This is a genomic window from Ferrigenium sp. UT5 (assembly GCF_045866295.1).
GTDB lineage: Bacteria > Pseudomonadota > Gammaproteobacteria > Burkholderiales > Gallionellaceae > Sideroxyarcus.
On the sequence record NZ_BAAFRY010000021.1, the window covers coordinates 25,463 to 41,577 of the forward strand.

The 16,115-nt window shown below is 60.8% G+C and carries 15 protein-coding genes; all 15 read right to left on the bottom strand.

Going from position 1 to position 16,115, the window contains the following annotated elements:
- Positions 1-57: 57 nt before the first annotated feature.
- Complete coding sequence (gene nhaD, locus ACKTSJ_RS08940) at positions 58-1,467, bottom strand: sodium:proton antiporter NhaD (protein ID WP_407899444.1); 1,410 nt, start codon at positions 1,465-1,467, stop codon at positions 58-60.
- A gap of 292 nt (positions 1,468-1,759) precedes the next feature.
- Positions 1,760-2,620 carry a D-alanyl-D-alanine endopeptidase gene (gene pbpG, locus ACKTSJ_RS08945; protein WP_407899446.1) on the bottom strand — a complete coding sequence of 287 codons (861 nt, stop codon included), beginning with the start codon at positions 2,618-2,620 and terminating at the stop codon, positions 1,760-1,762.
- Between the two features lie 206 nt (positions 2,621-2,826).
- Positions 2,827-4,626: an ABCB family ABC transporter ATP-binding protein/permease gene (locus ACKTSJ_RS08950; RefSeq protein ID WP_407899448.1), complete on the bottom strand. Its 1,800-nt coding sequence runs from the start codon at positions 4,624-4,626 to the stop codon at positions 2,827-2,829.
- A gap of 93 nt (positions 4,627-4,719) precedes the next feature.
- Entirely contained in the window at positions 4,720-6,768 is a 2,049-nt protein-coding gene (locus ACKTSJ_RS08955; protein ID WP_407899450.1) for a putative bifunctional diguanylate cyclase/phosphodiesterase, read from the bottom strand.
- 114 nt (positions 6,769-6,882) lie between these two features.
- Positions 6,883-8,040 (bottom strand): cardiolipin synthase ClsB, encoded by a 1,158-nt coding sequence (gene clsB / locus ACKTSJ_RS08960; RefSeq protein ID WP_407899451.1) that lies wholly within the window; start codon positions 8,038-8,040, stop codon positions 6,883-6,885.
- Positions 8,037-8,765, bottom strand: a complete 729-nt coding sequence (locus ACKTSJ_RS08965) for an endonuclease/exonuclease/phosphatase family protein (protein WP_407899453.1) — start codon at positions 8,763-8,765, stop codon at positions 8,037-8,039. The genes clsB and ACKTSJ_RS08965 overlap by 4 nt, the downstream gene beginning before the upstream one ends.
- Before the next feature lie 18 nt (positions 8,766-8,783).
- Positions 8,784-9,881: a quinolinate synthase NadA gene (gene nadA, locus ACKTSJ_RS08970; protein WP_407899455.1), complete on the bottom strand. Its 1,098-nt coding sequence runs from the start codon at positions 9,879-9,881 to the stop codon at positions 8,784-8,786.
- Positions 9,874-10,326 carry a dihydroneopterin triphosphate diphosphatase gene (gene nudB, locus ACKTSJ_RS08975; protein ID WP_407899457.1) on the bottom strand — a complete coding sequence of 151 codons (453 nt, stop codon included), beginning with the start codon at positions 10,324-10,326 and terminating at the stop codon, positions 9,874-9,876. The genes nadA and nudB overlap by 8 nt, the downstream gene beginning before the upstream one ends.
- Entirely contained in the window at positions 10,323-10,724 is a 402-nt protein-coding gene (locus ACKTSJ_RS08980; RefSeq protein WP_407899459.1) for a barstar family protein, read from the bottom strand. Before ACKTSJ_RS08980 ends, nudB begins: the two co-directional genes overlap by 4 nt.
- Positions 10,725-10,726: 2 nt before the next feature.
- The gene (locus tag ACKTSJ_RS08985) at positions 10,727-11,089 is read right to left on the bottom strand and encodes a ribonuclease domain-containing protein (protein ID WP_407899461.1); all 363 of its coding nucleotides are present in this window, start codon (positions 11,087-11,089) and stop codon (positions 10,727-10,729) included.
- Positions 11,090-11,091: 2 nt separating this feature from the next.
- Positions 11,092-12,888: an aspartate--tRNA ligase gene (gene aspS, locus ACKTSJ_RS08990; protein ID WP_407899463.1), complete on the bottom strand. Its 1,797-nt coding sequence runs from the start codon at positions 12,886-12,888 to the stop codon at positions 11,092-11,094.
- Between the two features lie 35 nt (positions 12,889-12,923).
- Positions 12,924-13,544 carry a DUF502 domain-containing protein gene (locus tag ACKTSJ_RS08995; RefSeq protein WP_407899465.1) on the bottom strand — a complete coding sequence of 207 codons (621 nt, stop codon included), beginning with the start codon at positions 13,542-13,544 and terminating at the stop codon, positions 12,924-12,926.
- The gene (locus tag ACKTSJ_RS09000; protein ID WP_407899467.1) at positions 13,541-13,684 is read right to left on the bottom strand and encodes a hypothetical protein; all 144 of its coding nucleotides are present in this window, start codon (positions 13,682-13,684) and stop codon (positions 13,541-13,543) included. The genes ACKTSJ_RS08995 and ACKTSJ_RS09000 overlap by 4 nt, the downstream gene beginning before the upstream one ends.
- 109 nt (positions 13,685-13,793) lie before the next feature.
- The gene (pelG, locus tag ACKTSJ_RS09005) at positions 13,794-15,167 is read right to left on the bottom strand and encodes an exopolysaccharide Pel transporter PelG (protein WP_407899468.1); all 1,374 of its coding nucleotides are present in this window, start codon (positions 15,165-15,167) and stop codon (positions 13,794-13,796) included.
- Positions 15,155-16,033 (bottom strand): GT4 family glycosyltransferase PelF, encoded by an 879-nt coding sequence (pelF, locus tag ACKTSJ_RS09010; protein WP_407899472.1) that lies wholly within the window; start codon positions 16,031-16,033, stop codon positions 15,155-15,157. The genes pelG and pelF overlap by 13 nt, the downstream gene beginning before the upstream one ends.
- Positions 16,034-16,115: the final 82 nt, after the last annotated feature.

A 16,115-nucleotide genomic window follows, 5' to 3' on the forward strand; every position in this document is an offset into this window, starting at 1 on the left:
TCCGGTTTTTCGTTTTCCAACCAGCGTCGGTCAGATGCCCCCAGCTTCGAGGGAAAATCAGAACAGGGCGTGATTGAAGATAAGATGGGTGGCGATGCTGCCGGCGTAGCCGAGCGCGATGACCGGCGTCCATTTGAGGTGGGCGAAGAACGTATAGGTGCCGCGCGCCTGCCCCATCAGCGCCACCCCCGCCGCCGAGCCGATGGACAACAGCGAGCCGCCGACCCCGGCGGTCATCGTGACCAGCAGCCATTGGCCGATGGACATATCCGGCTGCATGGTAAGCACCGCAAACATGACAGGAATGTTATCCACCACCGCCGAGATCAGGCCAATCGCGATGTTGGCGTTGGTCGCCCCCCAGTCGCCGTAGATCACTTGCGAGACCAGGCCGAGGTAGCCGATGAACCCAAGCCCCCCGACGCACATCACCACGCCGTAGAAAAAGAACAACGTATCCCATTCGCTGCGCGCCACTTCGCGATAGATATCGAAGGCCGCCGGACTGCCGATCTCGCCGACCCCCTTCTGCGCGCGACCACTTGTGGATTTGCGCAAAAAGAACGCATAGAACTTGAGGATTGCCATGCCGGTGAGCATGCCGATCACTGGCGGCAATTCGAGCACGCTGTGGAAACTCACCGCCAGCGCGATGGTGCACAGGAACAGCGCGGCGATGACCAGCGCGCCGCGCTTCATCTCGACCATCTTGCCGCCGCTTCCGGGCTTGGCCCGGGGCAGGAACCCATGCATGATCGCTGCCGGAATCAGCCAGTTCATGAGCGACGGCAAAAAAAGATGGAAGAACGTCCAGAAGCCGATCGGGCCATTGCTGGCCACGATGTTCTTCTGCCACACCATCAGCGTGGTGATGTCGCCGAACGGCGAGAAGGCACCGCCTGCGTTGGCGGCGACGACCAGATTGATCAAGGCCAGCACCACGAATTTCGGGTTGTCCTTGCCCACAGCCAACACCACCGCCCCCATCAGCAAGGCGGTGGTCAGATTGTCGGCAACGGCGGAAATGAAGAACGCCAGCACGCCGGTGACCCAGAACAGGGCGCGGTAGCTGAAGCCCTTGCGGATCAGCCAGGAGCGCAGCGCCTCGAATACATTACGCTCATCCATCGCGTTGATGTAGGTCATCGCCACGATCAGGAACAGCATCAGCTCGGCATATTCCTCCAGATTGTGGCGCAGTGCCGTCTCCACCACATGCGGGATGTCGTGCCCTTGGTAATACCACGCGATCAGCCCCCAGATGATGCCTGCCGCCAGCATCACCGGCTTGGACTTGCGCAGGTGAGTGAATTCTTCCGCCATCACCGCGAGGTAGGCAATAAAGAACAGCAGCAACGCGGTCATGCCCACCCATTGTCCGGTCAGATCCAGCCGCGCGCCATCGCCCGCCGCGTGCGCCAGTACAGGCATGAAAAGAGTGATCAGCAACAGGATGCAGCGGTTCATCTGGAATTCTCCATGCAGTAGGATGTACCGCGCAGAACGGCGGCGTCGAATTGTACCGCAGACGGGAAACCGGCCGGATGCAACTCAACGTAGAATGGCCGTCGTCAACCGATTTCAGGAGTGCCGGATGTTCGTCGAATTATTCATTCTGGTCGTGCTGGTCGCAGTCGTGATCTTTGCACTGCGTCCACCGCGCAAATGAAAAGGGGGCTGAAAGCCCCCTTTTTTGTGGGTCGGACTTTAGTCCGACAGAATTTTGAATAGCCCTCGTCGGACTAAAGTCCGACCCACACTATCTCATGCGGCTTTGCAGCGAAACGCGCTGCAAACCGCCCTCCACCCAGTTCTTGATCCGGTTGGCATCGCCGACGCGGGTGTGTTTGCCCCAGGAATCGAGCAGCACGATGACCGTCGGCCGGTCGGACAATCTGACCTTCATCACCAGGCAACGCCCGGCCTCGCTGATGTAACCGGTCTTGCTCAAACCGATATCCCACGCCTTGCTACGCACCAGGGGATTGGTGTTGCCAAAGCGCAGGGTCTGCCGGGCACTGACCTGCACCGTATGGGCGGCTTGGGTGGTGGCGCGCCGGATTTCGGGGTAGGTCTCTGCCGCCTGCACCAGCTTGACCAGATCCTGCGCGGTCGAGACGTTCTCGCTTTGCAGGCCTGCCGGCCCGGTGAAACTGGAGTCGTCCATTCCCAGTTCGCGCGCCTTGGCATTCATCAGGGCCACCAGCACCGGAGTTCCGCCCGGGAAGGTGCGTGCCAGCGCCGAGGCGGCACGGTTCTCCGAAGCCATCAGCGCCAGCGCCAGCAGATCGCCCCGGCTCAAGGTCATGCCGTCACGCAGGCGCGACTTGGTTCCCTTGAGGCGGTCGCGGTCCTCGCGCGTAATGGTGATCGGCTCATCCAGCGGCAGGCGCGCATCCAGGACAACCATGGCGGTCATCAGCTTGGTGATCGAGGCGATCGGCACCACCTCGTTTTCGTTCTTGCGATAAAGCGGCTGTTGCGTCTGTTCGTCATAAATCAGGGCAATGGCGGAACCGAGCTTGGGTAATTTGCCAGTGTGATAGGGCGTGTCAGCCGCTTGCGCGGCACCCGCCGATACCCACAGCAGAATCGCCAACAACCCATGGAAAATCTTCATTTTTCAGTCTTTCAGAATCAAGCGGGGCGGAGGATAGCGGAATATCCGGTGCCGGCAAGCATTTGTGTTGCAAAAACGCAAAGGGAACCGGATTCCCTTTGCCGAATAACCCGCGCTTTCAATGTTTTTTGCGGCAGTTATTCCGGAGTACCGGCGAAATCAGCGCAAGATAAGGTAAAAGCCGCTCGTCTGCCGGCACCCGCCATTCATCCTTCCAGCGTCTTGCCGTGTGCCTGTTGCTGTTGCAAGGCCCACATCTGGGCGTAGGCAGCGTTCTGGTCCAGCAACGCGCGGTGACTGCCGCGCTCGATGATGCGCCCCTTGTCCATCACCAGAATCTGTTCGGCATCGACCACGGTGGAAAGGCGGTGGGCGATGACCAGCGTGGTGCGGTCGCGGGCGATACTGCGCAACTCATCCTGAATGGCCCGCTCCGATTTCGAGTCCAGCGCCGAAGTCGCCTCGTCAAAGATCAGCAGCGCCGGATTCTTGAGCAAGGCACGCGCAATGGCGACACGCTGCTTCTCGCCGCCCGAAAGTTTCAGCCCGCGCTCGCCCACCATCGTCTCGTAACCCAGCGGCAGCGACGCAATGAAATGCTGCAGGTGCGCGGATTGCGCGGCGCGCATGACCTCATCGCGCGTGGCATCCGGGCGGCCGTAGGCAATGTTGTAAAAGATGGTGTCGTTGAACAGGACGGTATCCTGCGGCACGATGCCGATGGCGGCGCGCAAACTTTGTTGCGTGACCTGGCGGATGTCCTGCCCGTCGATCAGGATCGCGCCGTCATCCACATCATAGAAACGGAACAGCAGGCGCGACAGGGTTGACTTGCCCGCACCGCTCGCCCCGACTACCGCCACCGTGTGCCCGGCGGGAATCTCGAAACTCACGTCATGCAGAATCTGGCGCGTCGGGTCGTAGGAAAAACTCACGTGCTCGAACCTGACCGCCGCCTGTTCGACGCGCAACGGGGCCGCATTCGGCGCGTCCTGCACCTCCAGGTTCTCGTTGAGGATCTTGAACATGCGCTCCATGTCGGCCAGCGCGTTCTTGATCTCGCGATAGACGAACCCGAGGAAATGCAGCGGCATGTAAAGCTGCAACATGAACACATTGACCAGCACCAGATCGCCCACCGTCATTTTGCCTTGTGCCACTTCCTGGGCTGCCAGCAGCATGAGCAGGGTCACGCCGATGGCGATGATCAAACTCTGCCCCGCATTCAGCGTCGCCAGCGAGGTCTGGTTGCGCACCGCCGACACTTCCCACTGCCGCATCTGTTCGTCGTAGCGCGCCACTTCGTAGTGCTCGTTGCCGAAATACTTGACCGTCTCGTAGTTGAGCAGACTGTCGATGGCGCGCGTGTTGGCCTTGGAGTCCATCTCGTTCATGGTGCGCCGGAACACCATTCGCCATTCGGTGACGACCAGCGTGAACACAATGTAGGCCGCCAGCGTCACGAAGGTGATGATGGCGAACCACGGGTCGTATTTGACGAACAGGATGGCCGCCACCAGAAAAATCTCCAGCAGCGTCGGCAGAATGTTGAACAGCATGAAGGTCAGCAGAAAGCTGATGCCGCGCGTGCCGCGCTCGATGTCGCGCGAGACGCCGCCGGTCTGGCGGTCCAGATGGAAGCGCAGGCTCAGGCTGTGCAGATGCTCGAACACCTGCAGCGCGACGCGCCGGATGGCGCGCTGGGTGACCTTGGCGAACAGCGCATCGCGCAACTCGCCGAAGGCGCTGCTCAGCAGGCGCAGCACGCCGTAGGCAAGGATCAGCAGCACCGGCACCGCCAGCAGCGCCTGCGGCCGGCTCATCGCATCGACGATCTCCTTCAGCAGCAGCGGCACACCGACGTTGGCCAGCTTGGACGCGATCAACAGCAGCACGACCGCGGTCACCCGCCATTTGAATTCGAGCAGATAGGGAACGAGACTGCGGATGGCTTTCCAGTCGCCGGGACTCAGCGGCGGAACGAAATCGGAACGGTTGTGGCGCATCAAGCGGTAATTCGTGGCATGGGGCGCGCATTATAACGTCTGATTCCACCCTCCACCGGGGAACCCCGTCGTGCCACAGCCTGCCCACGCAGGCTATTCCGGCCGGGCGGGACGGCCGAAGTAATAGCCCTGCGCGCAATCCACGCCGATCTCCACCAGCATTCTGGCCGTCGCCTCGTCTTCCACATATTCCGCGATGGTCTTGAGACCGAACCGGTGCGCCATGCTGTTGATGTGCTCGACCATGATGCGGTCGCGTTCGTCGTGGACGATCTGCTGCACGAAGCTGCCCTCGATCTTGACGAAATCCACCGGCAGGTATTTGAGCCACAGGAAGGAGGAGAAACCGCTGCCGAAATCATCCAGCGCGACGCGGATGCCGGTGCCGCGCAATTCCTCGATCGCCGCACGCACCTGGGTTATGTTCGGCAAGGCTTCGCGTTCGGTAATCTCCAGCACGATGCGCTCGCAGGGTACGCCCGCCTCACGCAGCATCTGCGGGATGCCGCGCACCCAGTCGAGATCGTTGAAACTGCGCGGAAACAGGTTGAAAAAGAACAGCGCCTCGGGGTGGCGCGCGCTCACCCGCGCAAAATGCGCCAGCCCCTTGCGGAACACCTCCTTGTCCAGCGCCTGCGCCATCCCCAGCGTCTCGGCCACTTCGATGAATTCGCCCGCCGGCACGATCACTTCGCCATCGCGGATGCGCACCAGCACCTCGAACGCCATGACGCTGCCGTCAGACACCCTGACGATGGGCTGCAAATGCGCCTCGATACGGTCTTCGTGCAGCGCGGCGCGCAGGAAATCACCCTGTTTGAACACCGTCATCATGCTGCGGTCGGCTTCGTTGTCGGCGGTCATCACCTGGTTCTTGCCGTGCGTCTTGGCCTTGTACAACACGACATCCATGGAGGTATAAATCTCTTCCTCGGTCTTGCCGTCCTCGGGAAAACTTACCAGGCTAAAGCTGGCGGTACAGCGTATCTTGCCGACCGGCAACTCGAACACCTTGTCCGCCAGCGACAGGTGCAATTTGTTCGCCACCTGCATACCGCTGGCCGCCTCGGTTTCCGGCAGCATGATGGCAAACTCGTCCCCGCCCAGGCGCGCCAGCACGTCGCCCTTGCGCAAACCGTCATGCAGCAGCGAGGTCAATTCCTCGAGCACCAGATCGCCGATGGGATGGCCGAAGGTGTCGTTGATGTACTTGAAATTGTCCAAGTCAATCATGATCACCGAAAAACTGTGCTGGTGGCGGGTGGCGCGGATGATCTCGTAGCGCAGAAAATCCTCGAACTTGCGCCGGTTGTACAGCCCGGTCAGCGGGTCGTGGGTCGAAAGTTCCTCCAGCTTCGCGTTGTAATCATGCACGGTCTTGAGCAGGCCGTTGAAATACGCCGCGAGATGCTGCAACTCGCGCAGCGGCGTGCCGAATTCGACCCGGCGCGACAAATTCAGGTCGGACGAAATTTCCCGCATCACGCCGACCAGTTGGGCGATCGGCAGCACCAGCAGATGGCGCAACTTGAAATACAGCAGCAGGAACACCAGCGCAATGATGGACAGGGTGTAGCCGACCATCATGTTCAGCATGCCGCCGAGCGACACCTTGAGGTGGGTGACCGGATAGGTGATGTCGATCACCCCGTGCACGGCCCCGATGTGTGATTGGGTATGGCAGGCGAGGCACTCGGCCGTTGCATGCACCGGGTAGAGGTAACGGATCGAGTGCGCATCCGGAATGAGCAATACTTCATTGCCCTCGCGCAGGGCACGCTGCACGACCGCATCCCGCGCCACTTCATCCGCCTCGTGCGGCATGGCGCCGAATTGCGCCGCAACCACGGCGCCACGATAAATTCTGATCTTGAGGTCGGGGAACTGTGCGTTCAGGCGCGTGATGGCTTCGTTGATCTCGGCCTTGCTCCAGCCCTTGCGCATCGCGGAATACAGGCTCTGGAACACCAGTTGCGAGGTCTGCCGCGCTTCCTCGCGCGACAGTTCATGCACGGCGCGGTCGCGCATCAGGCTGGACATGCCGAACACCAGCAGAAAAGACAGAAAAAGTGCGATCAGCGACAAGACGAGCAACAGCCGTCCCAGCGAAATCTGCTTCACTAAGCCAAACAGATAGGCCATGCCCCGGGCTCCCTTTGCCGCTTATCGGCGCCTTGATTATTGGAGGCGCAATACTAGCATTGGCGACAGGGTTTTGCGCAAAGGAAACATTCTTTTTGCATGAATTATCCGGGTTCAATGCGGCTGGCGCACCAGCAGATGGACCAGCATGCGGATGACGCCATAGCTCACCAGGGACAGCAACGCGACCAGGGGCGAGCGGCGGACCATCTCCACCCGTCGCGCATCGGACTTGACCGCGCGCAGCACCTGTTTTCGCAAGTCGCGCGCAAACGGCTCATCGCGCACCGAGAGATTCGCCTCGCGCGCCAGCAACAGGCTGAACGGATCGAGATTGGACGAGCCGACGGTCGCCCACTGGCCGTCCACCACGGCGACTTTGGCGTGCAGATAACTGGCGCGGTATTCGTAAATCTCGATCCCGGCCCGCAGCAACTGGCCGTGCAAGGCGAGCGTGGCGTAATGCTGCAACCGGTATTCCACCCGGCCCTGCAGCAACAGCACGACGCGCACCCCGCGCCGCGCCGCCTGTTGCAGGGCGTGGCGGAGGGCGAAGCCCGGCAGAAAATACGCGTGCGCCAGCACGATCTCGCGCTCGGCCTGGCGTATGGCTTGCAGATAGGCCTGCTCGATGTCGTGCCGGTGGCGCAGGTTGTCGCGCAACAGCAAACTGACCGCAGCGCGGCCGGTGGATCGATCGGGCGTGCGCAAGCGCGCGCGCCAATGGCCGATGCGTTTTTTCAAGGTCGCGCGGCTGAGACTGAACCATAGGCGGCGCATCGCCTCCTCCACCTCGTGCACCAGGCGGCCCTGTACCCGGACGGCGAAATCAAGACGCGGCATGTCGATGTCTGCGCTTTCCGGGATGTCGTTGATGATGTTGATACCGCCGATATAGGCGATCTTGCTGTCGACCACCGCCAGCTTGCGATGCATGCGGCGCAAGCGATGGCGGCGCAGCCGGAACTGGCCGCGCTCGCGGCGGAACCATTGCACCTCGACGCCGGCCATGCGCAATTCATCCGTCCACTCCTGCGGCAGATCGGCCGAACCGAATCCGTCCAGCACCAGGCGCACCGCCAGTTGCCGCTGCGCCGCGCGTTGCAGGGCCTGCATCACCATGCGTCCGGTCTCGTCGGCAGCGAAGATATAGGTTTCCAGATGCACCGCATGCTGCGCCGCATCGATGTCGGCACAAAGCTGCGGAAAGAAGCGCTCCCCGTTCTGCAGCAGGGTAAGACTGTGCCCGCCGACGCGGAAGGTGTCTTTCATCGTTTTTTCAATTGCGCCAGCAGCGCCGCGTGATCGGAGGCATTCCGTCCGCCCCGCACCTGGCACTGCACCAGGTCGAAACCGCGCATGTAGATGCGGTCGAGTTTCAGCAGCGGCAGTGCGGAAGGGAAACTGCGCGCCGGCTTGCCGTGCTGCAGGCAAAACACATCCTGCACGCCCAGCGCGGCATCCAGACCCGCACTCAACTGGCCGCGCCAGTCATTGAAATCGCCGGCGATCAACAGCGGCGCGGTGGCCGGTATCGCCGCCTGCGCATACCCGATCAGCGCCTGCAATTGGGCGCGGCGCCCGCGCGCGAACAGGCCGAAGTGCGTGCACAGGCAATGCACGCGCCGCCCCTCGATATCGATCTCGCAATGCAGCAGACCGCGCTGCTCGAAACGGTGGGCGGACACATCAGTATTGTGCGTCAGGACGATAGGAAAGCGGCTGAGGATGGCGTTGCCGTGGTGCCCGGCCTCGTACACCGAATTCATGCCGTAAGCGTGATGCAGCCAGAACGGGTCGGCCAAAAACTCGTGCTGCGGCATGTCGGGATAATCCGCATGCTGTTGCGCGTGACCGGCATGCTCGCCCTGCACCTCCTGCAAGAACACGAGGTCCGCGTCCAGTTCGCGCAGGCGCTCGCGCAGTTCATGCAGCACCACGCGCCGGTTGAACGGCGAGAATCCCTTGTGGATGTTGTAGGTGGCGACCTTGAGCATGAGGTTCCCATGAATGAATCAGGCGTTGCCGATCCCGCGGGTCGGCAACTTGATCTGTCGCGCAAAATCCAGCATGCGCTCGATCGGACGCACCGCGCGCGGAATGATGGCCGGATCGACGAACACCTCGTTCTTTCCGGTCTCCAGCACCTCGGCCAGGTTTTGCAGCCCGTTCATCGCCATCCACGGGCAGTGGCTGCAACTGGTGCAGGTGGCGCCAACTCCGGCGGTGGGGGCTTCCAGGAAAATTTTGTCCGGACACAGCGTGCGCATCTTGTGCAGGATGCCATTGTCGGTGGCGACGATGAACTCCTGCGCCGTAGAATTCTGCGCGGCCCTGATCAACTGTGTGGTGGAGCCGACCACGTCGGCGAGTTGCACCACCGAACGCGGGGATTCCGGATGCACCAGCACCCGTGCGCCCGGATGCTGCACTTTCAGCTCGATCAGCTCGCGCGCCTTGTATTCGTCGTGCACGATGCACGAACCCTGCCATAGCAGCATGTCGGCACCGGTCTGTTCCTGCACGTAGCTGCCGAGGTGTCGATCCGGCGCCCACAGAATTTTCTTCCCCTGCTCGTGCAGGTGCTTGACCACCGGCAAGGCGATGGAGCTGGTCACCATCCAGTCGGCGCGCGCCTTCACGGCCGCGCTGGTGTTGGCGTACACCACCACCACACGGTCGGGATGCGCATCGCAGAAGGCCGCAAACTCGTCCGCCGGACAACCCAGATCAAGCGAACACTCGGCATCGAGATCGGGCATCAGCACGCGTTTTTCCGGATTGAGGATTTTGGCGGTCTCGCCCATGAAGCGCACACCGGCCACAACGATCGTCCTGGCCGGATGCTGATGGCCGAAGTTCGCCATATCGAGCGAGTCGGACACGATGCCGCCGGTCTGCTCGGCCAGGTCCTGCAGGTCGGGATGCACGTAGTAGTGCGCCACCAGCACCGCATCCTGTTCCTTCAACATGCGCTTGATGCGCGCGACCAGCCCGGCTTTTTCGCCCGCTTCCGGTTCGCCGGGTTTTCTGGCCCACGCCTGCGCGATGCTGCAACCGGTCTGCGCTGCATCGGGATGCTCATAGACGACGGGGATGATGTTTTCAGGCATGGTGTTCGCGTTCCGGTAATTGCAATATCGCCGCCCGGTTGCTCGGCGAAAAAACGGTGTCCGCCGCCTGTCGCCACGGCAGCCACACAAAATTCAGATGCTCGCGCGGGGCGAGGCGCACCGCAACATCGCGCGGCACTTGCAACCCGAACACATGCTCGGTGTTGCGCGTCACCCCCGGCGGATAACGGTGGCGCCAGTGCGGATAGATCTCGTACTCGTTCTGCTGCTGCCAGTCGCGCAGGTCATGGCGCGCCGCATCCAGCCCGGTCTCCTCCCGCACCTCGCGCAGCGCGGTCTCGCGCAGGGTCTCGTCGCCGTCGCGGCTGCCGGTCACGGATTGCCAATAACCGGGATGGTCGGCGCGCTCCAGCAGCAGCACATCAAGCGCCGCGCTGTAGATGACGACCAGGACCGAGATGGGTTGCTTGTTGCCGGATTTCAAGCGATGAACACCCAGAAAGGTTTGCCCTGGGATTTCCAGTAACTGACCGTGTCGGCGAAAATTTGCCTGACTGCAACCTGATCCGCCTCGTCCAGGTGCAACGACTCGCCGCCGTTGCAGAGGAGCAGCACATAGCCCTTGCCGTTGTCGCACGTCCACGTCAGATCGCCCAGCGCATCGGCCAAAGCGTCCAGGTTGTGGCCGAACCAGTCCGGCGCATGGAGCGCCTTGGCCACGGCGGCGAGAAACTTGCCCTTGCCCTGCACCTCGGCCAGATCGACTTCAAAGAAACACAGTTCGGACAAATCCACATTGCCGCGCAACACTTCGACCGGGCAACTCAGCCGATAGACACCCGCCTCGGTCAAATTCTGCAAACGTTCGCACAAATCGCTCATGGTCACTCCCTGATTCGCCTGAAAGTGCGGTAATGGTCCGCGCTGTAATAGCATTCCACCGGCACGATGCCGCACACGATACGCCGTGCGCCGCGATGGCGCACGCCCGGTGTCGGTACGGTGTACTCACGATAATGGCCGCGCGGCTGTTGCGGCAACCTGTGTTCGTAATTGCCGAACACCACGCCGTCGCGCGGATAGGAAAAGGGGCCGCCTTGCTGGATACGCTGCAACGTCACACGCCCTTCGGGCGGCAGTTCGGCGACGCTGATGGATGGAACGTCAGCGCCGTCCGCACGGGCGAACGACAGGCACAGCAGCAAGCCAACCAGCAGCCCCCACCGCACCCGCGTCGCGCATCGCATGGTCAGACTTTCGGTGTTTCCGTGGTTGCCGGCTGGCGCAGACGGATGTGCAACTCGCGCAACTGTTTCTCGTCCACCGGCGACGGGGCTTGCGTCAACAGGCATTGCGCCCGCTGGGTTTTCGGGAAAGCGATTACATCGCGGATGGATTCGGCGCCGGTCATCATGGCGACGATGCGATCCAGACCGAAGGCCAAGCCGCCATGCGGCGGGGCGCCGTATTGCAGCGCATCAAGCAGGAAGCCGAATTTGAGTTGAGCTTCTTCCGCGCCGATGTTGAGGGCGCGGAACACCTGGCTCTGCACTTCTTCCTTGTGGATGCGCACCGAGCCACCGCCGATTTCGGAGCCGTTCAAGGCGAGGTCGTAGGCCTTGGCCAGACACTTGCCCGGATCACTTTCCAGCAACGCGAGATGTTCATCCTTGGGCGCGGTGAACGGATGGTGGCAGGCATTCCAGCGCTTCGCTTCGTCGTCGTATTCGAACATAGGGAAGTCCACGACCCACAGCGGCTCCCACGCCTTGCCGTTGGTGTAACCCTTCTCATGGCCGATCTTTGTACGCAGGGCACCCAGCGCGTCGTTGACGATCTTGGTCTTGTCCGCGCCGAAGAAGATGATGTCGCCGTTCTGGGCATCGGTGCGCTCGGTGATGGTCTTCAGCGCAGTTTCGTGCAGGTTCTTGACGATGGGCGATTGCAGGCCATGCTCGTTCAACTGCGTGATGTCGTTGACCTTGATGTAGGCCAGCCCTTTCGCGCCGTAGATGCTGACAAACTTGGTGTAGTCGTCGATCTCGCCACGGGTGAATGCGCCGCCGTTGGGTACGCGCAAGGCGGCCACGCGACCATTCTCCGAATTCGCCACACCGGCAAACACCTTGAACGCGACATCTTTCACCGCATCCGTCACCTCGGTGATCTCCAGTGTCACGCGCAGATCCGGCTTGTCCGAGCCAAAACGCCCCATCGCTTCCGCATAAGTCATGCGCGGGAAGGGATTCGGCAAAGCGACATTCAGCACTTCCTTGAACACCACGCGGATCATCTCTTCCATCAGCACCATGATCTGCTCTTCGCTCAGGAACGAAGTCTCGATATCCACCTGGGTAAATTCAGGCTGGCGGTCGGCGCGCAGGTCTTCATCGCGGAAACATTTGGTTATCTGGTAATAACGGTCAAAGCCCGCCACCATCAGCAATTGTTTGAACAATTGCGGCGACTGCGGCAGCGCAAAGAATTCTCCGGCATGCACACGCGACGGCACGAGGTAGTCACGCGCGCCTTCCGGCGTGGACTTGGTCAGCATCGGCGTCTCGATGTCGATGAAACCGGCATCGTCCAGAAAGCGGCGGAACGCGCGCGCGGTCTGGTAGCGCAGGATCATGTTCTTCTGCATCTGCGGACGGCGCAGGTCGATCACGCGATGGGTCAGGCGCACGTTCTCCGACAGGTTCTCGTCATCCAGCTGGAACGGCGGCGTAACCGAGACGTTCAGCACTTCGATCTCGTGGCACAGCACTTCGATCTCGCCACTGGGCAGATTTCTATTCTCGGTGCCCTCGGGACGGCGACGTACGCGCCCAGTGACCTTGAGCACGAATTCATTGCGCACTGATTCGGCGATGGCAAACATGTCGGCACGATCCGGATCGCACACGACTTGTGCCAACCCCTCGCGGTCGCGCAGGTCGATGAAGATCACCCCGCCGTGATCGCGGCGGCGATGCGCCCAGCCGCACAGGGTGACGGTATTGCCCAGATGATTAACGTTAAGTTGTCCGCAGTAATGAGTACGCATATTGATTCAGTTGGGGTGGATCGAAAAAAGGAAAGTTATTGGGTGGGTTCAGCCAAGTGGACAACTGCTTCCGGGGTGGTGACGACACCCATCGAAATGATGGCCTTGAAGGCCGCATCGACACTGATATCCAGCTCGATGGTCTCGGATTTTTTTACATAGAAATAGAATCCATTCACCGGGCTGGGGGTGGTCGGCACGAACACGCCGACATATTCTTCGCCATGCAATTTGCGCGTCACCTCGGCGGGCACACTGGTCTGGAAGGCCAGCGACCACGCGTCGGCATGCGGGTAGCGCACCAGCAACACCTTGCGGAAGGAATTGCCGCTGCCGGAAAGCAGGGTGTCGCTGACTTGCTTGACGCTGTTGTAGATGGCATTGACGAACGGGATGCTGCGCAACAGCCGGTCCCAGTACTCCAGCAATTGCTGGCCGAACACATTGCGCACCAGCAAGCCGGTCAGCAGCACGGTACCCACCGTCAGAATCACGCCCAACCCCGGGATATGGATGCCGAGCAGATTGTCCGGATGCCAGGCGGTCGGCAGCAGCAGCAGCGACTGGTCCAGAATGCCGATGATGAAGCTCAGCACCCACAGGGTAATGACCAGTGGCACCAGCACCAGCAAGCCGGTCAGCAGGTATTTTTTCACGCGTGCATCCCGGCGGCGGGGCAGGACGCGCAACCCGAGGGTTCGCACGCCGGACCAGTCGCCAGCACCGGTTCGCCGATTTTCTGCATCACGTCTTTCTGCACACCGCTGCTCCTGCAACGATCGTCGTAGATAGGCATGGTCTTCTCTTGGGATTTGGAAAGGCGCGCATTATACCCTGCACCCCGATGCCGGGAAATGCGAGTTTGCGCCGGATCGTGAAAGCAATGCACAGCGTTGCAAAATCCTTTACTGCAACATAAAGGTCTCGTATTCCAGCAGGTCCAGCTTGCGCGACAGCAGATGCATGCCTGCCAGGACGGTAATCAGCAACGACAAGGCGAAGCCGTAACCGTAAAAGCTCGCCCCAAGGTAGATGCTCAACGCAGTCAAGGCGACGTTCGAGATGAGGAACAGCGCACATAGAAACACCACGATGTGACGCTTGTCGAGGTAAAAAAAGATGTTCAGCACACCGAGCAACACCACCTGCAAGCCCACTGCCACCACATCGACGTACAACAACGGCAGGTACAGGGTGGAAATGCCCAGCCAGGTGAGCAGTTTCGCGCCCAGCACGAATACCAGCAGCACCGCGATGGCCTGAATTTTGACGATTTCAAACAGCCCCTGACGCACGGTGAACAGCATGTTGTCGCGCATGTTCATGATGTGGTCAAGCGAGCCGCCTTCGCGCACCGCTTCGTAGAACTTGTCGTAATACTCGACGAAGTCGGTTTCGATGCGCACCAGGAACACCGCCATACCGGGAATGATCTCCAGGTAGGCGAGAAAAATCGGAAAATCGTAAATCAGCGACGCGCGCAACGGGCCAATGATGGCCTGACTGGTATCCGGATGGAACCAGAAGATGAGTTTGTCCGCCCATACCGCCAGGTTGTACAGAAATCCGGACCAGAGCAGGCTGACGTACATCGCGCCCGGACGCATGAAATCGAACGAAAAGGTCCGGATATTCAGCGGAAATTCCCGCAGGATCAGCGTAATCATGCCGAACAGCAGCACGACATGACCAACGACGAAACCGAGCAGCAGGCCTTCCATCCCCTCCGTGCGCAGGAGCAATGCGCACAGCACGGTGACGGCATAACCGGCCGCAAACATGAGCACGATTTCTTTGTACTGTTTCATGCCGGAAAGGAAGATCGTCGCCACCCAGATCGCGCACAGGATGACAAAACCGGACACCATCAGCATCCGGTATGACAGGCTCGTGCTGCCAAAAAACAGATGCAGCAACAGCATGCCAAACATCCCGCTGACACTGGTTACCAGCAGCAGCACGGCAGCAAAATTCGGCAATACGATCTCGTCTTTTTTGCTGAACAAACTATCCGCGATGAACCGGGTAAAGCCGAGCTGGATGAACCCGGTGAGGATGAGCGAACTCATGATGAGATAGGTGACCGATACCTGGAACTGCACGATCGCCGCGTGCGGAAACACCACGCCCAGGCTCAAGAAACCGACAAACAGGATGCCGATGATGGACAGCACCCACGGCCCCGAGCTGATGATGCCCGCGTAGGCGTAAGCCTGGAACAACCCGAAATAACTGTCTTTCTCCAGCAGTTTGCGCAGCTCGAAACCTATGCCCGCCATGACAGGGCCTCCTCATAGAGGGCGCGATAACTGTCGAACATCCGTTCCTGGGTGTAATAGGTCTCGACGCGCTGGATGCCCGCCTCGCTGGCGGCGCGCCAGGCGGCTTCGTCACCCAACAGTTCCAGCGCGGCTTCCGCCAGCGCCTGCGGATCGGCGATGCCGACGATGCGGCCGGCCGCACCCAGCGCCCGATCCGCCTCATCCAGTCCGTGGATCAGTTGCCGGCAGGAGCCGACATCGGTGCTGACAGCGGGCACGCCGGCGGCGAATCCTTCCAGCAACACCAGCGGCAACCCTTCACTGATCGAGCTGAGCACGTTCAGCCCGATCTTGGGCAGCAGCTCCGTCATCTGCTGGAAGCCAAGCAATTTCACCTTGTCAGTCAGACCCAGACCATCGACCAGATCGCGGCATTCGGCAACATAATCCGGATCCTCGTCTTCCGGCCCCGCGATCCACCCTTCCGCCTGCGGCAAGCTGTTGACGATGATGCGCATGGCACGGATGTAGGTTTTGATGTCTTTGATCGGCACCACGCGGCCGATCAGGCACAGGATGGGGGGCGGCGAGGCCGGGCGCAATTCGCGCAAGGCGGAAAAACGCGGCACGTTCACGCCGTTGGGAATGTTGCAGGTGCGCCCGGCCTCGGCACCGTCTTCCACCTGGCGCAAACGATTGGCTTCGAACAGGGCCACAATGCGGTCGGCGCTGTCGTAGCAACGCCGACCCAAGGTCTGGAAAAAACGGATCCACAACTGGCGGAAATAACTGATCTCGGTCGGGTCGCGCTGAAACACGTTGCGGTTGTCGCGCACCCATTGCGCCTGAAACAAATGGGTCTTCGTGAAAGAGTGTGGGTAAATTTCATGTTTTTTAGAGCCTCGGGAGCATGGACGTGAGTATTTTCAGCCGCAGATATTCTTCATCGCGCAGTCCATACGCACG